This is a genomic window from Microbacterium sp. (genome assembly GCF_043427715.1).
GTDB lineage: Bacteria > Actinomycetota > Actinomycetes > Actinomycetales > Microbacteriaceae > Microbacterium.
In genome coordinates, this window is the sequence record NZ_JBHWTD010000065.1 from 91,078 (window position 1) to 110,522 (window position 19,445).

The 19,445-nt window shown below is 65.4% G+C and carries 16 protein-coding genes; 4 read left to right on the forward strand and 12 right to left on the reverse strand.

Annotated elements, in window-relative coordinates:
• Nucleotide 1: 1 nt before the first annotated feature.
• Nucleotides 2-970, reverse strand: a complete 969-nt coding sequence (gene thiL / locus ACHFGS_RS06950) for a thiamine-phosphate kinase (RefSeq protein WP_394278243.1) — start codon at nt 968-970, stop codon at nt 2-4.
• Nucleotides 971-992: 22 nt separating this feature from the next.
• Between thiL and ACHFGS_RS06955 the strand changes: the two genes are divergently transcribed.
• Nucleotides 993-1,463, forward strand: coding sequence for a DUF3515 family protein (locus ACHFGS_RS06955; RefSeq protein ID WP_394278242.1), 471 nt, complete (start codon nt 993-995; stop codon nt 1,461-1,463).
• Here ACHFGS_RS06955 and ACHFGS_RS06960 read toward each other — a convergent pair.
• The 9 genes from ACHFGS_RS06960 to ACHFGS_RS07000 all read right to left on the reverse strand — a co-directional run bounded on the left by ACHFGS_RS06960 (nt 1,460) and on the right by ACHFGS_RS07000 (nt 11,441).
• Complete coding sequence (locus ACHFGS_RS06960; protein WP_394278241.1) at nt 1,460-2,539, reverse strand: D-alanine--D-alanine ligase family protein; 1,080 nt, start codon at nt 2,537-2,539, stop codon at nt 1,460-1,462. The genes ACHFGS_RS06955 and ACHFGS_RS06960 overlap by 4 nt on opposite strands.
• A complete protein-coding gene (locus ACHFGS_RS06965) occupies nt 2,445-3,551 on the reverse strand; it encodes an NAD(P)H-dependent glycerol-3-phosphate dehydrogenase (protein WP_394278240.1) in 1,107 nt (368 codons plus the stop codon). Before ACHFGS_RS06965 ends, ACHFGS_RS06960 begins: the two co-directional genes overlap by 95 nt.
• Before the next feature lie 25 nt (nt 3,552-3,576).
• On the reverse strand, nt 3,577-4,338 hold the full coding sequence (locus ACHFGS_RS06970; protein ID WP_394278239.1) for a lysophospholipid acyltransferase family protein: 762 nt from the start codon (nt 4,336-4,338) through the stop codon (nt 3,577-3,579).
• A gap of 4 nt (nt 4,339-4,342) precedes the next feature.
• On the reverse strand, nt 4,343-5,707 hold the full coding sequence (gene murA / locus ACHFGS_RS06975) for a UDP-N-acetylglucosamine 1-carboxyvinyltransferase (protein ID WP_394278238.1): 1,365 nt from the start codon (nt 5,705-5,707) through the stop codon (nt 4,343-4,345).
• A 65-nt stretch (nt 5,708-5,772) separates the two neighbouring features.
• Entirely contained in the window at nt 5,773-6,369 is a 597-nt protein-coding gene (gene leuD, locus ACHFGS_RS06980) for a 3-isopropylmalate dehydratase small subunit (protein ID WP_394278237.1), read from the reverse strand.
• A 2-nt stretch (nt 6,370-6,371) separates the two neighbouring features.
• Nucleotides 6,372-7,817 (reverse strand): 3-isopropylmalate dehydratase large subunit, encoded by a 1,446-nt coding sequence (leuC, locus tag ACHFGS_RS06985; RefSeq protein ID WP_394278236.1) that lies wholly within the window; start codon nt 7,815-7,817, stop codon nt 6,372-6,374.
• A 141-nt stretch (nt 7,818-7,958) separates the two neighbouring features.
• Nucleotides 7,959-9,221: an aromatic amino acid lyase gene (locus ACHFGS_RS06990; RefSeq protein WP_394278235.1), complete on the reverse strand. Its 1,263-nt coding sequence runs from the start codon at nt 9,219-9,221 to the stop codon at nt 7,959-7,961.
• Nucleotides 9,218-10,246: a hypothetical protein gene (locus ACHFGS_RS06995; RefSeq protein ID WP_394278234.1), complete on the reverse strand. Its 1,029-nt coding sequence runs from the start codon at nt 10,244-10,246 to the stop codon at nt 9,218-9,220. Before ACHFGS_RS06995 ends, ACHFGS_RS06990 begins: the two co-directional genes overlap by 4 nt.
• Nucleotides 10,247-10,361: 115 nt before the next feature.
• Nucleotides 10,362-11,441 carry a TerC family protein gene (locus ACHFGS_RS07000; RefSeq protein ID WP_394278233.1) on the reverse strand — a complete coding sequence of 360 codons (1,080 nt, stop codon included), beginning with the start codon at nt 11,439-11,441 and terminating at the stop codon, nt 10,362-10,364.
• 202 nt (nt 11,442-11,643) lie between these two features.
• Between ACHFGS_RS07000 and ACHFGS_RS07005 the strand changes: the two genes are divergently transcribed.
• Both ACHFGS_RS07005 and ACHFGS_RS07010 read left to right on the forward strand, forming a co-directional pair.
• Entirely contained in the window at nt 11,644-12,204 is a 561-nt protein-coding gene (locus tag ACHFGS_RS07005) for an RNA polymerase sigma factor (protein WP_394278232.1), read from the forward strand.
• Nucleotides 12,201-13,283 carry a DUF4349 domain-containing protein gene (locus tag ACHFGS_RS07010; protein ID WP_394289302.1) on the forward strand — a complete coding sequence of 361 codons (1,083 nt, stop codon included), beginning with the start codon at nt 12,201-12,203 and terminating at the stop codon, nt 13,281-13,283. The genes ACHFGS_RS07005 and ACHFGS_RS07010 overlap by 4 nt, the downstream gene beginning before the upstream one ends.
• A 391-nt stretch (nt 13,284-13,674) precedes the next feature.
• Here the strand turns inward: ACHFGS_RS07010 and ACHFGS_RS07015 are convergent, their stop codons facing one another.
• On the reverse strand, nt 13,675-15,384 hold the full coding sequence (locus ACHFGS_RS07015; protein WP_394280437.1) for a DUF349 domain-containing protein: 1,710 nt from the start codon (nt 15,382-15,384) through the stop codon (nt 13,675-13,677).
• Between the two features lie 599 nt (nt 15,385-15,983).
• Between ACHFGS_RS07015 and ACHFGS_RS07020 the strand changes: the two genes are divergently transcribed.
• Entirely contained in the window at nt 15,984-18,884 is a 2,901-nt protein-coding gene (locus ACHFGS_RS07020; RefSeq protein ID WP_394280438.1) for a DNA methyltransferase, read from the forward strand.
• 17 nt (nt 18,885-18,901) lie between these two features.
• Here ACHFGS_RS07020 and ACHFGS_RS07025 read toward each other — a convergent pair whose 3' ends face one another.
• Nucleotides 18,902-19,252, reverse strand: coding sequence for a hypothetical protein (locus tag ACHFGS_RS07025; protein ID WP_394280439.1), 351 nt, complete (start codon nt 19,250-19,252; stop codon nt 18,902-18,904).
• Nucleotides 19,253-19,445 lie beyond the last annotated feature (193 nt).

Sequence of the window (19,445 nt, forward strand, 5' to 3'; positions counted from 1 at the left end):
CTCACCCGGTTCCGGCATCCCAATCCCGGTACGGATCCCAGCCGCCGAGCCGGTCGGGAGCGGCGCCGCGCAGGGTCACCGGATGCGCCGTTCGCTCGACGGCATCGCCGATGACGCGGAATCCTTCGGGCACGCGGCCGGCGCCGAAAGTGGCCAGCAGGGCGTGATCCTCCCCGCCGGTCAGCGCGAGATCACTCAGATCGGCCGTCAGATCGAGCGTCACCCCGGAGGCGTCGGCCAGCCGCGCGGCATCCAGCAGCAGTCCATCGGAGACATCCATCATCGCGGTCGCCCCGGCACGGGCGGCCACCGGCCCCAATGCCACCGGCGGGGTGGGTCGCAGCTGAGCCGCGAGGTCGAGCCGCTCCTCAGGGCTGAGCGACGCGGCATCGACCGGGATCGGCTCACCGTCCGGCGACCGGAACCGTTCGAAGAGGAGAGCGAGTCCGCGCCCGGCCCTGCCCAGCTCCCCCGCGACCGCGACCTCATCGCCCGCTCGAGCGCCGGCGCGGGTGACCGGGTCGCCCTCCAGGACGCCCAGCGCGGTGACCGCGACGGTCAGCGTCCGCGACACCGTCAGGTCTCCGCCTTCGACAGCGCAGCCCGGTGCGAGCTCATCGCAGCCCGCGCGGAAGCCCCTCGCCAGCTCTTCGACGAACGGCACGGGGATGTCGTCCGGGATCGCGAGGGCGACCAGGAGTGCCGTGGGGGTCGCGCCCATCGCCGCGACGTCGGACAGGTTGACCGCCGCGGCCTTGTAGCCCAGGTCGTAGCCGCTCGACCAGGCAAGCCGGAAGTCGGGACCGTGCACGAGCGTGTCGGTCGTCGCGACGACCCGCCCACCCGGTGTGGCCAGGACGGCCGCGTCATCGCCCGGTCCGATCAGCGCGCGGGACGAGCCCTTCAGAACCGCGAAGACACGGCGGAGCAGCTCGCCCTCACTGACATCACCCACCAGGTCTGCATCCACCCGACCACGGTAGCCTGGAGTGATGCCCCGCCCGCGCCAGACCGCTCTTCTCCTGCTGCTCGGCGTGGTCGCGCTCTCGGGATGCGCCTCCACCGTCGCGCTCGAACCGGCCGATGCCGCGGATGACCCGGCCTGCGCCGACGTGATGGTGCGGATGCCGGATGTGCTCGACGGTCAGGAGCGGCGCTGGACTGACGCACAATCGACGGCGGCGTGGGGCGAGCCCACTGCGATCATCGTGTCGTGCGGTGTCACGCCGCCCGGGCCGACCGAGGCCCAGTGCATCACCGTGGGCGGCATGGATTGGATCGTCGACGAGTCGCAGGCGCCGACCTACCGGATCACGAGCTACGGGCGAGTGCCGGCGCTCGAGATCATCACCGACAACGAATCGGTCGGCCCGACCTCCGTGCTCGACACCATCGGCACGTTCGCGGCTCCCCACCTCACGCGCGAGAGCGCGTGCGTCGAGAGCTCATCGGTCCTCCCCTAACGGGCGAGTTCGATCAGCTCGGTGATCAGTTCGGGGTAACTCATTCCCGACGCGATCCAGCACGTCGGGAACATCGAGATCGGCGTGAATCCGGGCATCGTGTTCACCTCGTTCACGAAGAACTCGGTACCGGTGTAGAAGAAGTCGACACGCGACAGCCCCTGCCCGCCGACCGCCTCGAAGGCGCGGGCGGCGATGCGCTGCATCTCACGGAGCTCGCCGTCGGCGAGGTCGGCAGGACACACCAGGTCGACGCCGTCGGCGCCGAGGTACTTCGCCTCGAAGTCGTAGAAATCCCTGCCGGAGACGACGATCTCGCCGGCGACGCTCACCCGGGGCACTTCCCCCTCGCGTCCTTGCAGGACACCGCACTCGACTTCCCGGCCCACGATTGCCTGCTCGATGAGCACGGACCCGTCCTCGGCAAAGGCGGTCTCGAGCGCGGCATCGAGCTCGTCCCATTCCGACACCTTAGAGACGCCGACGCTCGAGCCCGCGCGCGCGGGCTTCACGAAGACCGGCAGCCCCAGCGCGCGGATGCGGCGCTGCCAGAGGTCGGCAGACCGCTCGAGGTCGGATCGGGTCACCGTCACCCACGGCACAACGGGGACCCCGGCGGCCTGGAGGATGCTCTTGGTCGTGTGCTTGTCCATGCCGATCGCCGACATGAGCAGGCCCGCTCCGACGTACGGCAGGTCGAGGAGCTCAAGGAAGCCCTGAACCGTGCCGTCCTCTCCGAAGCGGCCGTGCAGGATGGGGAACACGACGTCGATCTCGCCGAGGGACTCGACGGAGCCGTCCGCGCGTCGCACCCGCAGTTCGCGCGAGCGGGCGGACTCGGGCCACAGGATACGGGTGCCGTTGTCGACGACCTCGGGCAGGTGCTCCGGGTTCAGCGCGAACTTGTCGGGCTCGTCGTCCTCGAGGACGAAGGCGCCGTCACGCGTGATGCCGACCGGTATCACCCGATAGTGATCGCGGTCAATCGCGCGAAGTACCCCGCCCGCCGTGGCGGAGCTGATGGAATGCTCGCTCGATCGACCGCCAAAGAGCAGCACCACCGCCGCCTGTGTCATTCGAAGTCCTCTCGCCGGTCGGCTCGTCGTCGTCCGTGGTCAGGTGGGGCGCGATGTCGCGGGGGTTCATCGCCCCGTCGAGCACCATCTTCACCTGCTGCACGATGGGCATCTGGACTCCGGCTTCCCGGGCCAGCTGGAGGATGGGGGCGACCGAGGCGAGACCTTCCGCCGTCTGGTCCATCTGCTTCACCACTTCGTGGAAGCTGTACCCCTGACCGAGCAGACGCCCGGCAGTGTTGTTGCGGCTGAGCGGCGACTGGCAGGTCGCGATCAGATCGCCGAGACCGGCCAGGCCCTGCAGCGTCTCGGGCTGTGCGCCCTGGGCGACGGCGAAGTCCGTCATCTCGACGAGACCCCGCGTGATGATCGACGCCTTCGTGTTCTCGCCGTACCCGACGCCGTCGACGATCCCGATCGCGACGGCGATGAGGTTCTTGAGCACACCGCCGAACTCGGTGCCGATGACGTCGGTGTTGACGAAGGTGCGGAAGTACCGGTTGCGCGCGCGACGGGCGACCGCCTCTGCCGTCTCCTGGCTCGTCGACGAGATGACGGCCGCGGTGGGCTGCTGGCGTGCGATCTCGAGGGCGAGATTGGGCCCGGATGCCACGGCGATCCGCGCGGGGTCGCACCGGAGCTCCTGCTCGAGCACCTGGCTCATCCGCAGGCCGGTCTTCTTCTCGACGCCCTTCATGAGCGAGACGATGGGCGCATCGGTGCCGGCGATGAGCGGGCGGACGGCTTTGAGGTTCTGACGCAGGGCTTGGCTGGAGATCGCGATGTACACCTGTGTGGCACCGTCGAGCGCTTCGGCGAGGTGGTGGGTGGCACTCAGCGATCGCGGCAGGTTCACGCCGGGGAGGTACTGCGAGTTCCGCTTACCCTCTCGGATCTCGTGTGCGAGCTCAGCACGCCGAGCCCACATCATCACGTCGGCGCCGCCGTCGGCGAGCACTTTGCCGAACGTCGTCCCCCAGCTGCCGGAACCGAGGACGGCGACCCGGGGCATCGAGGCATCGGCCCGGGTGGATTCTCTAGGGCTCAAGGCGACCGGTCTCCGTCTGTCCGTGCTGCGCCGGGTTCCACCGGGTGGCCGGCGGCTGCTCGCCGCGCAGACGCCCGAGCAGCTCGGCGATGTCGTGCATCACGGCATCCGTCGCCGCCGCCAGCGTCGCCGGGGTCGTGTCGGTGAAGGCTTCGAGATCGACCGGGGGGCCGAGGAGCACCCGCACCCGCCGGCGGGGCGGGAAGAACCGCAGCTTGCCGTAGCGGGGCAGGATGGTCTGCACCCCCCACGTGGCCATGGGGATCACCGGAATCGGACTCTCCGCCGCGAGCGCCAGGCGGACCGCGCCGGTCTTGCCGCGCATCGGCCACATGTCGGGGTCACGGGTGAGCGTGCCCTCGGGATAGACGATCACCCCGCGTCGCTGGGCGACCAAGGCGGTCGACTGCTGGAGGGTCTGCTTCGCCGCGGCGGAGTTCCATGCGCGCGCGACCGGGACCATGCCCGTGCCGCGCAGGAGCGCACCGAGGACGGGAACCTTGAACAGGCTCTCCTTCGCCATGAAGCGCGGCGCACGGCCCAGCCGCCACGTCGCAACGGCGACGATCAGAGGGTCGAATTCGCTGTAGTGGTTCGGGGCGAGGACGTAGGAACCGTCCTCGGGCAGGTGCTCCGCACCCTCGATCTCGATCTTCGCGAACCATCCGACCGCGGGCACGACGATCGCCGCCGCCGGCCAGAACAGGCTCGGGCGACGCTTCTCATCGGAGGCGCGACGGCGACCGCTCATGCGCTCACTCCGTCACGTCAAAGTCGGCGCCGAGATCGGTGAGCTTCTCGAGGAACTTCTCGTACCCACGACGGATGATGCCGATGTTGCGCACGGTCGATTCGCCCTCGGCTGCGAGTGCCGCGATGACGTAGCTGTACCCGCCCCGGAGGTCGGGCACGACGACGTCGGCAGCGTGCAGCGGCGTCGGGCCGTTGATGACCGCGGCCTGCTCGAGCGCGCGGCGCGGCACACGACGATCGCTGCTGGCGATGCCGTCGGGGTGGACGACGATGTCAGCGCCCATCTGCACCAGGGCCCGGGTGAAACCGAGACGGTTCTCGTACACGGTCTCGTGGACGATCGACTCGCCCTCGGCCTGCGTCAGCGCCACGATGAGCGGCTGCTGCCAGTCGGTCATGAAGCCCGGGTGCACGTCGGTCTCGACCATGACAGGCTTGAGCGGGCCGCCGCGGCGGAAGCGGATGCCGTCCTCGGCGATGTCGAAGTCGCCGCCGACCTTGCGGAAGACGTTGAGGAAGGTCAGCATCTCCTGCTGCTTGGCGCCGCCGACGAAGATGTCGCCGTCGGTCGCCAGTGCGGCGCACGCCCAGGACGCGGCCTCGTTGCGGTCGAAGATGCAGCGGTGGTCGTAGCCGCGCAGACGGTCGACGCCCTCGATGAAGATGACCCGGTTCGGCTCGTAGGAGATGATCGCGCCCATCTTCTGGAGGACGGCGATGAGGTCCATGATCTCGGGCTCGATGGCGGCGTTGCGCAGCTCCGTGGTGCCCTTCGCTCGCACCGCGGTCAGGAGCACCTGCTCCGTCGCACCGACGCTCGGGTAGGGCAGCTCGATGTTGGCGCCCTTGAGCCCGCCGGGAGCGGACAGGCGGATGCCGCTGGGCAGCTTCTCCACGATGGCGCCGAACGAGCGGAGCGCGTCGAGGTGGAAGTCGATCGGGCGGTCGCCGATGCGGCATCCGCCGAGATCGGGGATGAACGCCTGGCCGAGCAGGTGCAGGAGCGGGCCGCAGAACAGGATCGGGATGCGCGACGCACCGGCGTGGGCGTCGATCTCCTCGAAGTGCGCCGAGACGGCGCCGCTGGGGTCGAGGCGGAGGACGCCGTCCTCCTCTTCGTCGACGGTGACACCGTGGACCTCGAGCAGCGACCGGACCACGTGGACGTCGCTGATCTCCGGCACATCGCGCAGGACGCTCGCGGTGTCGCCGAGGAGCGCCGCCACCATCGCCTTTGTGGCGAGGTTCTTCGCACCCTTGACCTCGACGCGTCCGGTGAGCGGTCGCCCACCGCGGATCGTCAGCGTCTGACCGAGGCTGTCGCCGCCGGCCGGCGTCGCTGCCGAATCGCTCAGAAGTGTGTTCATCGAGGGGACCTCACCTGTGTGTCGTGATGAGTCGGGCGCGCTCCATTGTGAGGGGCGCATTCCGGCTAGAGGACGGGAATCGTCCGGGGCCGCCACGCCTCTCGGCGCGCCTCGAACTGCGCGATCTTGTCTTCGTTGCGCAGCGTGAGCCCGATGTCATCGAGCCCCTCGAGGAGCCGCCATCTAGTGTAGGCGTCGATCTCGAAGGTGGCGTGGAAGTCGCCGACCGTCACCGTCCGTGTCTCGAGGTCGACGGTGATCTCCCGTCCCGGCTCGGCGTCGAGGGCCGCCCAGATGCTCTCCAGCTCGGCCTCGGTGATCACGCCGGTGACGAGGCCCTGCTTGCCCGCGTTGCCGCGGAAGATGTCGGCGAACTTCGTGCTGAGGATGACGCGGAACCCGTAATCGCGCAGCGCCCACACGGCGTGCTCACGGCTGGACCCGGTGCCGAAGTCGGGTCCTGCCACGAGGATGGATGCCGCGCGGTAGGGCTCCTGATTGAGGATGAAGTCCGGGTCCTGACGCCAGTTGGCGAACAGGGCGTCCTCGAAGCCGGTCTTGGTCACCCGCTTCAAGTAGACGGCGGGGATGATCTGGTCCGTGTCGACGGCGGACCGCTTCAGCGGGGCGGCGATGCCGGTGTGGCTGGTGAATGCGTCCATGCTCAGGCCTCCGTGCCCACGAGTGCGTCCAGGTCGCTGGGGCTTGCGAGGCGGCCTAGCACCGCGGTGGCCGCAGCGACCAGGGGTGAGACCAGGTGCGTGCGGCCGCCCTTGCCCTGGCGGCCCTCGAAGTTGCGGTTGCTCGTCGAGGCGCACCGCTCCCCCGGGGCCAGCTGATCCGGGTTCATGCCGAGACACATGGAGCACCCGGCGAAGCGCCATTCCGCACCGAACTCGGTGATGATCTTGTCGAGCCCTTCGGCCTCCGCTTCGAGTCGCACGCGTGCGGAACCCGGAACGACCATCACACGCACACCGGGCGCCTTTGTCCGGCCCTGGATGAGCGAGGCGAACTGTCGGAGGTCCTCGATCCGACTATTCGTGCACGACCCCATGAACACGGCGTCGACTGCGACATCCTTCAGGGGCGTTCCCGGGACGAGGTCCATGTACTCGATCGCGCGTTCCGCGGCGGCGCGCTCGTTCGGGTCGGTGATGTCGGCGGGGCTGGGGACCACGCCGCTCAGCGAGACGCCCTGGCCGGGATTCGTGCCCCACGTGACGAAGGGTTCGAGGTCCGCGGCATCCAGGAACACCTCCGCGTCGTACACGGCGCCCTCATCGCTCGGAAGGGTGCGCCAGTATGCGACAGCCGCGTCCCAATCGGCGCCCTGCGGCGCGTGGGGCTTGTCCTTCACGTAGGCGAAGGTCGTCTCGTCGGGCGCGATCATTCCTGCTCGCGCGCCGGCCTCGATCGACATGTTGCACATCGTCATGCGCCCCTCCATCGAAAGGGAGCGGATGGCGGATCCGCGGAACTCGAGGACGTACCCCTGTCCGCCGTTGGCGCCGATCCTCGCGATGATCGCGAGGATGATGTCCTTCGCCGTGACGCCGGGCTTGAGTTCCCCCTCGACCGTGATCGCCATGGTCTTGAAGGGCTTCAGCGGCAGCGTCTGCGTCGCGAGGACGTGCTCCACCTCGCTCGTGCCGATGCCGAACGCCATCGCTCCGAAGGCGCCGTGCGTCGAGGTGTGCGAGTCGCCGCAGACGACGGTGATGCCGGGCATGGTCAGGCCGAGCTGCGGCCCGACGACGTGGACGATGCCCTGTTCCTTGTCACCGAGGGAGTGCAGGCGGACGCCGAATTCGGCGGCGTTGCGACGGAGGGTCTCGATCTGCGTGCGGCTGGTGAGGTCGGCGATGGGCTTGTCGATGTCCCACGTGGGCGTGTTGTGGTCTTCGGTGGCGATCGTGAGGTCGAGACGACGCACCGGGCGCCCCTCGGCCCGGAGCCCATCGAAGGCCTGCGGGCTGGTGACCTCGTGGACCAGGTGAAGGTCGATGTAGATGAGGTCGGGCTGGCCGTCTTCACCCTTGACGACGAGGTGGTCGTCCCAGACTTTCTCAGCCAGGGTGCGCGGACGATCGGGGATGGGAATGCTCATGGTCTCTGTTCTCCAGGAAGGGGATCAAGCCCGCTGAAAACCCCGCGACGGGAGTGGGCTCAGAGCGAGCTCCCGCCGCGGCCGCTAAGGAGGAGGCGAACGATCCGCATAGGCCGACAGTACCACTGCGACAGGGCACACTCAGGTATCGGCCAAGCCGATCCATCCGGCAAGTAGTTGTTCGCTCCAGGTATGCAGAAGCTCTGCATCGACCGATGACTCACCGTCCAGCGCGAGAGCATTGAGGAGGTCGTTCGTTTGGCGGAAAGGAGGCTGCCACTGATTCAAGAGCGCCACGATACGGTTCCCGAGCCTTGTGAGGAGAATCAAATGCATAGAAGCACTCAGCGACATATCGTACATATCTTCCACGCCCCCCGACTGCGCCGAAGAGTACGAGATCGTCCCCATAAGTAGATGCGCGCGCTCCACCACCGCTTGGACGACTTTTGGACGCTGCACGTTGGCTGGCTTCGCGTCCTCTGCGAAAGATCGCTCCGCGATCCTCTGAAGGTGCTGAAGTGCCACGAACACAAATTCCCGAGCCTTCACTAGCGCAGCAGATAGCTCGAAATCTAGGAAACTATTTTGACTCAAGACGCTCGGTACGTCACGCGTCGAGATGAGAGGATTCGCGGAAACTTCATTAATGCGTCGATGAATTCCGGTGAGAACGCCGTCCGATGCAGCCATAGCCGCAGATACGAAGGGCGAACAATCTCGAGCGCTGATTGGGAGCTGCGTGTGGCGGCGATCGCTACCGCCTTCCATAAGCCTCTGGACACGCGATTCGCGTGAAGACCTGGATTCTCGCCACAGTCGGTGGTCGACCGGTGGCATGAAGCTCATGTACGACGCCAGGAAGACGTCGAGTTCGGAGACGGCGACGATCGCAACGGCAGTCGAGAAGAAGGACCCGCTTGCCGCAGCTATGAAGTCACCTCGCTGCAGATCCGCCTGCGCGTCTTGCAGCACAGTCCGAAGCCACCACGCTCCCGGAACTACGTCGGCGGCGCCGTAACTGTCTACCCAGGCACCGCTGGCTGGCCTATCGTCCCCGCGCACCACGAAACCCCGGATGACGTTATAAAGTTCAGGACTGATAGCTGAGCCGCCGCATGACAGCTGAGCCAACTTCACCGCAGCGACAAGGCGGAGGAATGAGCCTGGTAGGTTGAACCGATTTCCGACCAGGTGGTCTTTGAGTAGCTCAGCCTCGAAGTCCGCAACGGGACTGTGGTCAAACTGCCCCAATCGAGTCGAGAATCCGTACACCACCTCGCCCGATTCCAACAGATTCATCATGGTGGAGCGCTCCTGGCGAATGTTGTCCAGGGATCCAAGCCAAGACGAAGGCTCCTCGCGATTCACGACAGCCCGAAGCAATGCAGATATCTCGTTCATTTACCTGCCGATCCAAACAGTCGCCGGAACGAAATCAGAAATACCAAAAGGGCGAGTAACACAAGGCCGGAAGTGATGACGAGATAGTCGGCATCCGCAGCCCTGAGGAGCTCCAGTAGGGATGATCCGCGATGGCTGTAGCCAGGCGCATCGACAATGGTGTGCGAAAGTTCGATCAAGCCGATCACGAGACCAAGTGCCGACACGACGGTTAGGGCAAGCAAAACAATTTCAACTACACGTTGATAACGAGAGTCAGCAAGACGCTCGATAAGTTGCAAGTGTTCGGTGGCACCAGCAATGTCCGCGCCGACACGGTCTCGTACCGCGCCATAATCCCACGAGGCCAGGGTCGTGTTGAAGACGGACCTCCTCCTGATCGCTGTCTCCCTCGAGAGATCGGACCACGCCAAGGTGTGCAACTGAAGCTCTGAATTCAACTGGACCAGAGCGCGCATCGAAGTATGCGCGCTGACCCCGCGACGCTGTGCGTAGGCTACGAGCACGGTGTCGTGCACCGACCGCGACAGATCTGCGATCTCACACCAGATACCTTGCGCGTGTATTAGGCCCTCGAGAACGTCGCGGTGGATTGTAGATTCGAGAGAATCCCATCCCACGATGAAACCATTTCCCCACCCAATGTTGAGTTCCCCGCCGCGTTCCAAATCGACCGTGTTCGATTCCTCCACGCTCCAAACAGGCAGATCATTTGCGTCGTCCAGCAACTGAACTCTGGCTACCCACCGCAAGCCGGACGTAGCCACGCCGATAGTTTGTGCGCATTCCTCAGCCAGGTGATCAAGCTCCTCTTCGACCTCCTGTGGACGAAGGTTGGGAAAACTCGCCTCGATAACCGCAACCATCACGGGGTATCCATGGACGATCGCTAGCTCCCGGAACGTCACCCGCGCGTTCTCTCGAGAAACGACTGCATCTGATGTGGGAGCGACCGGAGCCCAAGAAATCGCCCGATCGACTTCGACATGCCGCTTGATAAAAGGCGCAATCAGCAAGAATTTCACGATTCATGGTAAACCCAGAACGCTAGTCAATTCTCGCTACGGGGGGGGCACGTGACGACAGCGTCCTGGGCTGGCGTGACGCGGGGACCCATTGTATACGTCCCCGCGTATCGACTCAACGGTCGGCGCTGTGGCGTCCCTCCGGGTCGCCGTCGACGGTCGCCGGCGTGCCCTTCTCGTCGGCGACTGCCGCGGCAGCGCGGACCGGGGACGACTCGCGCATGCCCTCGCGGCGCACCGCGACGAGCGACGCGATCGTCGCGACGGCCATCGAGGCGATGATGACGCCCAACGACATCCAGGTCGAGATGACCGGCACCCATTCGATGTGCTCGCCGCCGTTGATGAACGGAAGCTCGTTTTCGTGCATCGCGTGGAAGACGAGCTTGACACCGATGAAGGCGAGGATGAACGCGATGCCGTAGTGCAGGTACTTCAGGCGGTCGAGGAGCCCGCCCAGGAGGAAGTAGAGCTGACGCAGGCCCATGAGGGCGAAGATGTTCGCGGTGAACACGATGAAGGCGCTCTTCGTGATGCCGAAGATCGCCGGGATCGAGTCGATCGCGAACAGCAGGTCGGTCATCCCGAGCGCGACGAAGACGATGATCATCGGCGTGAAGACCTTCTTGCCGTCGATGACCGTGCGGACCTTCGCCCCGTCGTACTCGTCGCTGATGGCCACGCGGCGGCGGATCAGACGAACGAGGAAGCTCTCCTTCTTCACCTCGTCGTCGTGCTCCTCGCCGGGGAACGCCTGGCGCCACGCGGTGTAGATGAGGAACGCCCCGAAGATGTAGAACACCCAGCTGAACTGCTCGATGATGGCAGCGCCGAGCAGGATGAAGATGCCGCGCAGGATGAGCGCGATGATGATGCCCACCATCAGCACCTTCTGCTGGGACTTCCGAGGCACCGAGAACTGGCTCATGATGAGCACGAAGACGAAGAGGTTGTCGATAGACAGGCTGTACTCCGTGAGCCACCCGGCGACGAACTGACCGGCGTACTCACCGCCCGCGAAATACCACATGAGGAGCGCGAAGATGAGGGCGAGCGTCACATAGAAGACGACCCACAGGCTCGACTCCTTGGTGGAGGGGATGTGGGGCCGCTTGATGATGAGCAGGAGGTCGACGACCAGGATCAGGGTCAGGACGATCAGCGAGCCGACCTCGAAAGCGACAGGGAGCTCCATATGAGCCTTTCACGTGGGGATGCCGAGAGTCTCTCCCCCGCCGGTGGCGGCGCGTGCCCGGACCACCGCGGAAGGCGGTCGTGATGACGGACACGCGAGAGCGGGATACTCCCTCTCGGGTGACCAGCGTACTCGCCGCTTTCGGCCTGAGACGATCCCGCGCCGTCCGACACTCCAACGTTGACAGACGAACGAGGAGGCCATGAGCACACCGGTCACCGGATCGGACGCGGACCTGGTCGCGGCTGCCGCCCGCGGCAGCCAGGCCGCCTTCCGCGAGCTCTATCGCGCCTACGCGCGCCCAGTCTTCTGGGTCGCGCACGGGCTCGTCGGCAATCGAAGCGATGCGGAGGACGTCATGCAGGAGACCTTCCTCGTCGCGTGGCGGAAGATCGGCGCACTCGATCTGGTGAGCGAGTCGCTTCTCCCGTGGCTCGTCACCATCTGCCGTTTCCAGAGCGCCAACCGTGTGCGGCGATTGCAGCGCGACCGCGTGAACACTGCGGGATCCGTCGAGGAGAACCTTCCCTCGACCGTTCAGGTCGAGGACCAGGTCCTCGGGAGCATGCTGGTCGAGCGGGTGATCGCCGAGCTCGGCACCCTGTCGCCCCTCGACCAGGCGATCTTCCGGCTGTGCGCGAGCGAGGGCTTCGCCTATCAGGCCGCGGCCGAGCAGCTCGGCGTCTCGCACGCGACCGTCCGCAATCGCCTGTCGCGGGTGCGCACCCGGCTGCGCGCCGTCGTCGACTCGGAGGGATCATGAACACCCACATCGAGCTTCCTGAGCTCTCTCAGGAACGCCAAGATCAGATCGAACGCGAGATCTTCGCGGCGATCGCGCAGGGTGCCCCTGCCCCGGCGCGCCCACGGTCCCGGCGTCGGGCGATCTGGAGCACGGCGGCGGCCGCCGCCGTCATCGTCGTCGCCGCAGCCGTGGTGGGACCGGCGCTGACCGGCTCTTTCGAAACTCCCGGCGCGGTGACCGCACGCGAATCAGCGGGCGACGGTGACGCGGGAGGGAGCGGGAGTGATCTCGCGGACACGTCCGCGGAGCAGGGGGCCTTCGTCGTCGGTGCTGACGCCGGCCCCGCCGCATCGGAGGAAACTGCACGCGAGGTGATCGCGACCGCCTCGGTCAGCCTGCAGGTCGACGACGCCGACGAGGCAGCCGCCGACATCGGTCGGCTCGCCGAAGATGTCGGGGGCTATGTCGAATCGCTGAGCCTGGTCAACGGCGGCTCGACGGTGCCCTCGGATGAGGGGTACGTCGAGACCATGCCGTACGCCGGTGACGCCTGGATCTCGGTGCGGGTGCCGGCCGCGGAACTGACGTCCGTCACCGCGGCCCTCGCCGACATCGGCGAGGTCCGCTCCTCCGAGATCTCCCGTCAGGACGTCACCACCGAGGTGGTAGACCTGCGCGCGAGGGTCGCTGCGCTCCAGGCATCCGTGGATCGACTTCGTGAACTGATGGCGGATGCTGCGACCACGGCCGACCTGTTGACCGCAGAGGACGCATTGGCCGACCGGCAGGCCGACCTCGACGCTCTGAAGGCCCAGCTCGCCGTCATCGACGACCAGGTCGCCCTGTCCAGCCTTTCGGTGTCGATGATTCCGCCGTCGCCGACGGTGACCGCTGATCCGACCGGTTTCGGCGACGGTCTCGGGGCGGGATGGAATGCTCTCGTCGCGACCCTCAACGGCATCGTCATCGGCCTGGGCTTCCTGCTCCCCTGGCTCGCCGTCATCGCGATCGCCGCCCTGGTCGTGTGGCTGATCATCCGGGGGCGCCGCCGCGCCCGCGGGCGTCGGACCCCAGCGGACGAATCACCGGCGCCGTAACGGCGTCGACGAGGCGTTCCGATCGTGGCCCCGCATCGGCGGCGGGCCTGAAATGCACGAAACCCCCGACCACGAAGCGGTCGCCGTCCGCTGCTGATCGCGCGTGGGAGCGACACGAGCGCTTCCTGCGCTCGATCAAAGCGACACCGGGGACGAACCCGGAGATCGCGCGACTTCAGCTTGCACGTCTAGAGAGCGCGACGCTCCACGATCCGTCGCGCGCCTGGGTGCGAGAGGCGATGCCTGCGGGTGTCGCGCATGGTGACATCGACCCGACTGCGGTGCGACGCGCGTTCACGGACGAGACCGTAGATGAGCGCGATGCGCAGCACTTCGCGGTCGTGTTCGATGCGGTGGTCGCGGAGCGCGCGCGGGTACTCGCTACTGCCGCTTAGCGAAGAAGTTCGTCACGTCGCTGCCCGAGCGAGATCAACTTCTGCTGCAACGACGACCGCCTCATCTCCATGTCGCGAATCTTCGCGTTCGTTCGATCGCGGGCGTCGGATTGCTTTCGAATGATGTCCCAGTAGTGGGGGTGCGTGAACGATGGCTGGGGTCGCATGCTCTGCTCTTGAAGTCGCGAGTATGCGTTGCGAATCGCGTCGTCGGTTCGGTAGATCGAATCGTTTGTGCGCCGGATCGCTTCCTCGACGTTCTGCAGCTTCTCTCGCTTGCGCTGCTGCCACTCCGCCTGCTTACGCTCCCGATCTCGATTGATCGCATCGAAGAGCGTCTGCTTCGCCGACGAGAACTGCTCCTTGAGCCGCTGGTTGTGCTCGCGCCCTGCCGAGCCCGCCGCAAAGAACGCATCCGAGAATGCCCGAGCTTGATCACGAGCCGCCTTGAAGTCGGATGTGTTCGCCAGCGAACGCATCTGTGAGATCAACCCCTCCTTGACACTCTTCGCCTGCGCCGCGTCGCGGTCGCGTTTGTCGCGCTCCGCCTTCGACTTCGCGAACAGTGCGTCCTTCGCCTTCGAGAACTCGCGCCGCAGACGATCCTCATCATCCCTCGACGCCCGACCAGCCTTCTTCCACTCCTCCGTCAGAGCGCGCATCTGTTGACCCGCCTCGCGCAAGTCGGTTGAGTGAACCAGACCCTGCGCACGAGAGACGATCCCCTCCTTCGCCGCCTTGGCGTTCGCCGCGTCACGGTCGCGCTTGTCACGCTCTGCCTTCGACTTCGCGAACAGCGCGTCCTTCGCCTTCGAGAACTCGCGCCACAGACGATCCTCATCATCCCTGGACGCGCGACCAGCCTTCTTCCACTCCTCCGTCAAAGCACGCATCTGCTGACTCGCCTCACGCAGATCGGAGGCATGGACGAGACTCTGCGCGCGCGAGACGATCAGCTCCTTGGCAGCCTTCGCTTGGTTCTGCGCGTACTCCCGCTGCTTTCGCTCTTCGTCGCCCTTGGTTCTGAGCCGCGTGCGGGCGTCGTTGAATCGCTTCCATAGGCGATCCTCTGCTTCGCGCGGTGCGCGCCCTGCCGCCTTCCACTGATCGCCGAGCTGTCGCATCTCCTGGCTCGCGGCACGCAGGTCACTCGACGACGCCAAGGTCTCTGCTCGCGAGACGATCCGTTCCTTCTCGCGCTGCCCCTGCGCTTCGTTGCGCTCACGTTCCTCACGGCTCCGTGTCTGTGCATCGCGGAACTGGTTCTTCGCCGCGTTGAACGACTCCCAGTAGGCGTCCTTCTCCGCACGGGTCTTCAGCGGACCGACAGTCTTCATCTTCTCCCGAAGCTCGCGGAGCCGGTTGCTCGTCGTTCGCCAGTCCGTCGATGACGAAAGTCTGCGCGCTTCATCGACGATCCCTCGCAGGGTCGCCTCGTTCGCCTGCCAGTCGTCCGCGACCCCCGGATACAGCCGTTCACCCCGACGCATGTCGTGATGCCCCGGCTGACCATCCTCACTTCGCTCGTAGTAGTGCGCGTGGTCCTTGCCGAGCTTCTTCCCGCTCACATGACCGGGCGCGACGTACCCTTCACGCGGACGAGACCCGGACTTGTGCGTGACTGGCTGCCCTTCGTCGTCAAATCCCCAGACCAACTCGCCCGAGGCATCGTTCACATCCGCCGGATCGCGCTCTTCGTTCCCCATGAAACAGATCGTGCCGACGAACCGTCGTGAGCGTCAACTGTCACGACACAGAGAAGGGGTTCCGCATGACTCCCGACCATGATGCGGTGATGGTCGATCGCCCCAAGTTGATGTTGCCTCTCTGGTTCCGGGATCAAGATGAAGGGGAATCCCCCGGCGCGATGTACGGGATGTACCGCCGCTTCGACAGACTCTTCTCGTGGGATGGGATCACCCGCTACACGCACCTCGACGACGAGCGCGAGGCGTTCGATCCTGTATTACTCAGCCCGCGCGCTCGGTACCTACTGCACCACACCTTCCGACTCCAGATCGGACGCGATGGAGCGCGGTGGAGGGAGATGCTGACGCGTTACCCGAAACTGCGTGGGCTTGGGGACATCGAGCCGATCGACGAGCCGATCGTATGTACGACGAAGCCGCCGCCCTACGCCTGGAGCTACCTGACGCGGAAGGGCATCTGCCATTTCGCCAGGTTCGGCTCCGCGCCCAGACGCACCTCCCGCTTCTCACCCTCACATGCCGAAGACCAAGACGAAGGTCGACCCGCTGGCGTCACGTCCCGAGGAGGTCGTACCGAAACCGGTAGCTTCGGAGGTATGCCATTAGCCGTGCCGCTGACACTCAACGAAGTTCGCGAGAACCTGTCGAAGTTCTCTGTGGAGTGGAAGGGCGCGGACTACGAGCGCGGTCAGGCTCAGGGCTTCTGGCGCGAGTTCTTCGCGTGCTTCGGCATCGGCGGCAAGAGCGCCGTCCTGTACGAGCACCAGGTCAAGAAGCTCGGGGGCGCGAAGGGCTACATCGACTCGTTCATCCCGGGCAAGCTCATCGTCGAAGCGAAGAGCAGCGGGAAGAACCTCAACTCGGCGTTCGACCAGGCATCCGAGTACGCACTCGCGCTCACGGAGGCGGAGCGCCCTCGCTACGTGATCGTCTCCGACTTCCAGCGGTTCGTTCTTACCGACCTGTCGAAGGACAAGCTCACCGAGATCACCCTCGGCTCTCTGGCATCGAACGCCGAGAAGTTCCGCTTCCTCATGGAGGACGCGCCCGAGGAGATCGCCGAGGAGCGTGAAGCCGATCGCGCGGCTGCCTACCGCGTAAGCAAGCTCCACAAGATGCTCCTCGACGGTGGGCTCAGTGGAGAAGCCCTTGACGTGTTCCTCACGCGACTGCTGTTCCTGTTCTTCGCCGATGACACGGGTCTGCTGAACGTCAACGGATCGTTCCACCGGCTGCTCAAGAAGACCCCAACGAGCGTGCTCTATGGCACCCTCTCGCTGCTCTTCCGCACTCTCGATCAAGACCCCGCGAAGGGTGAGCGTCCCGCCGCACTCGACGAGGACATTGCGCGGTTCCCGTACATCAACGGTGCGCTGTTCGAGAAGCCAGGTGACTTCCCTGTGTTCGACGAGAAGACCCGCAACTTGCTCGTCGAGTGCTCGTCGCTCGACTGGTCGACGATCTCCCCGGCGATCTTCGGCGCGATGTTCCAAGGCATCCTCGAAGGCGAGTTCAAGACCGAGGGCGACGAGCCTGTCAGCCGTCAGGCGACTCGTCGCGAGATGGGTGCTCACTACACGTCCGAGCGCAACATCATGCGTGTGATTCGACCGCTGTTCCTCGACGAACTGCGCGGAGAGTTCGAGGCGGCGAAGGGTGACGCCACTGCGCTCAAGAGTCTCTACGACCACCTCCCGACGATCACATTCCTTGACCCCGCGTGCGGTTGTGGTTCGTTCCTCGTGGTCGCGTACCGCGAACTGCGGCGGCTTGAAATGGACATCATCGACACGATGCTGCACGACAAAGACCTCTCGGGGGTCGATGTCGGTGCATTCATCCGCGTGCGCGTGAAGCAGATGCACGGGATCGAGTTGTTCGACTCTCCCGCACAGATCGCGAAGGTCGCGCTCTGGATCACCGATCACCAGATGTCGATGGAAGCTGCAGCCCGATTCGGCTCGTCACGTCGATCACTGCCGCTCTCCGTCTCTCCGACGATCAAGGTAGGCAACGCACTACGGGTGCCGTGGGAAGAGGTCATTCCGGCTACCTTCTGCGACTACGTCATCGGCAACCCGCCGTTCCGTGGGAAGCAGTACCAGACCGACGAGCAGAAAGCCGATCTCGACATCGTGTTCGGGAAGGGCAAGCGCGAACTCATCAAGGGTCGTGGCGTGCTCGACTTCGTCACGGCTTGGTTCGTGAAGGCGGCGCAGTACATCGAGAAGTCGTCCTCGACCGCGCGTGAACTCGACCTGTTCGCCACAGACGAAAGCGCATGGGGATCGCGCGGCAACGACGCGATGATCGACATCGACGCAGGCTGGCAGAACTGGAAGCCGACCCGCGTCGGTCTCGTCTCGACAAACTCGATCGTGCAGGGCGAGCAGGTCAGCATCCTGTGGGATTGGATGCTCGGGCAGGGTATGCAGATCACGTTCGCGCACCGGACGTTCTCGTGGGCGAATGAGGGCAAGGGAAACGCGGCTGTCCATTGCGTCATCATCGGATTCAGCAGTGAAGCCGCCGAGACAAAACGGCTCTACTTCTACCCCGATCTCAAGGGTGAGCCGGTGGAGACGAACCCGTCCAACATCAGCCCCTACCTGGTCGACGCTCCGAACGTCGTCGCAGTGGGTCGCACGACACCGCTGTCGCCTGTTCCTGTGCTTCGATTCGGCAGTATGGCGAACGATGGCGGGCACCTCGTTCTGAACGCTGAGGAGCGCGTTGCGGCGATCGCCGCCGACGCGACTCTGGAACCCCTCATCCGACCCTTCGTCGGCGCTCAAGAGATGCTGAACGGCGACGAGCGATATGCGCTCTGGCTCGCCGATTCCACGCCTGAGCAGCGTAACCGCCCGCTCGTGATCGAACGGGTCAAGGAAGTGCGCATCTACCGTGAGAAGTCGAAGCGAGACACGACCCGCAAGCTCGCGGCAACGCCGTTCCTGTTCGGTGAGATCAGGCAGCCGAAGACCCCGTACCTGATGATCCCGCGTGTGTCGAGTGAGCGTCGGCAGATCATCCCGATCGCGTACTGCGAGCCGGAGATCGTCGCGAGCGAGCAGGTCTTCACGCTCCCAGATGCGACACTCGCGCACTTCGGTGTCCTCACATCCACGATGCACAACGCGTGGGTGCGTACGGTCGCCGGTCGTCTCAAGAGCGACTATCGGTACAGCGCAGGGCTCGTGTTCAACACCTTCCCGTGGATCGACCTCGACAACGACCTCACGACGATCGAGGTGGCGGCGCAGGCGGTGCTCGACGCTCGTACGCTCTACCCGGACTCGACGCTGGCGACGCTCTACGACCCGAACCTGATGCCCGCCGAACTCGTGAAGGCGCACGCGGCTCTCGACCGGGCAGTGGACAAGCACTACGGCTACAAAGGGGAGCAGAACGATCTCGCTCGGGCGTCATTCCTCTTCGACAGGTACGCCGCGCTCATTGCGACCGCAGCCGCCAACGCGGACGGTGCCGCAGAGTAGGGCGCTCTCTACCTTGTTCAGGGCGACGGCTCGAACGGCTCCTCGTCCTGCAACTGCTCGATCGGGGTCTCAGGGAAGCTCATCAGCGCCTTGTAGGCAGCCACCTCGTCTGCGATCAGGCGACCATCGAACCGATCACCGACCTCGACGATGAACTCTCGCACGCGATCTCCGTGCAGGTCGTACTGGAAGCGACCCTCGGGGCGGCTGAGCCCGTCCGGTCGTACATGCCAGAGCATTCGAGTGCGCTGCCGCTCGGTGACGGTGTAGCCACGCGTTGAGACGCGCAGTCCTTCGGTATCCATGTGCACTCGAATCCCCTTGCCGTAGGTCGATAGCGCGGTGTCTTTTGTGAAGAGCCAGATCACTTGCGCCTCGGGGAGCCATGCAGCAACATCCAGGTGGAGGGCAACTGCATCCAGTGGAGTCCCGCATAGTGGTGTAGCGCGCGGTGGCCCGGGCTCGTCGGATGCGACGTAGACGCGGTCACCGTGTGATCCTTCGAGAAGTCTCTTACCTCCACTCGAAAGGCATCATCACGATGACCGCTCCTCACATTGT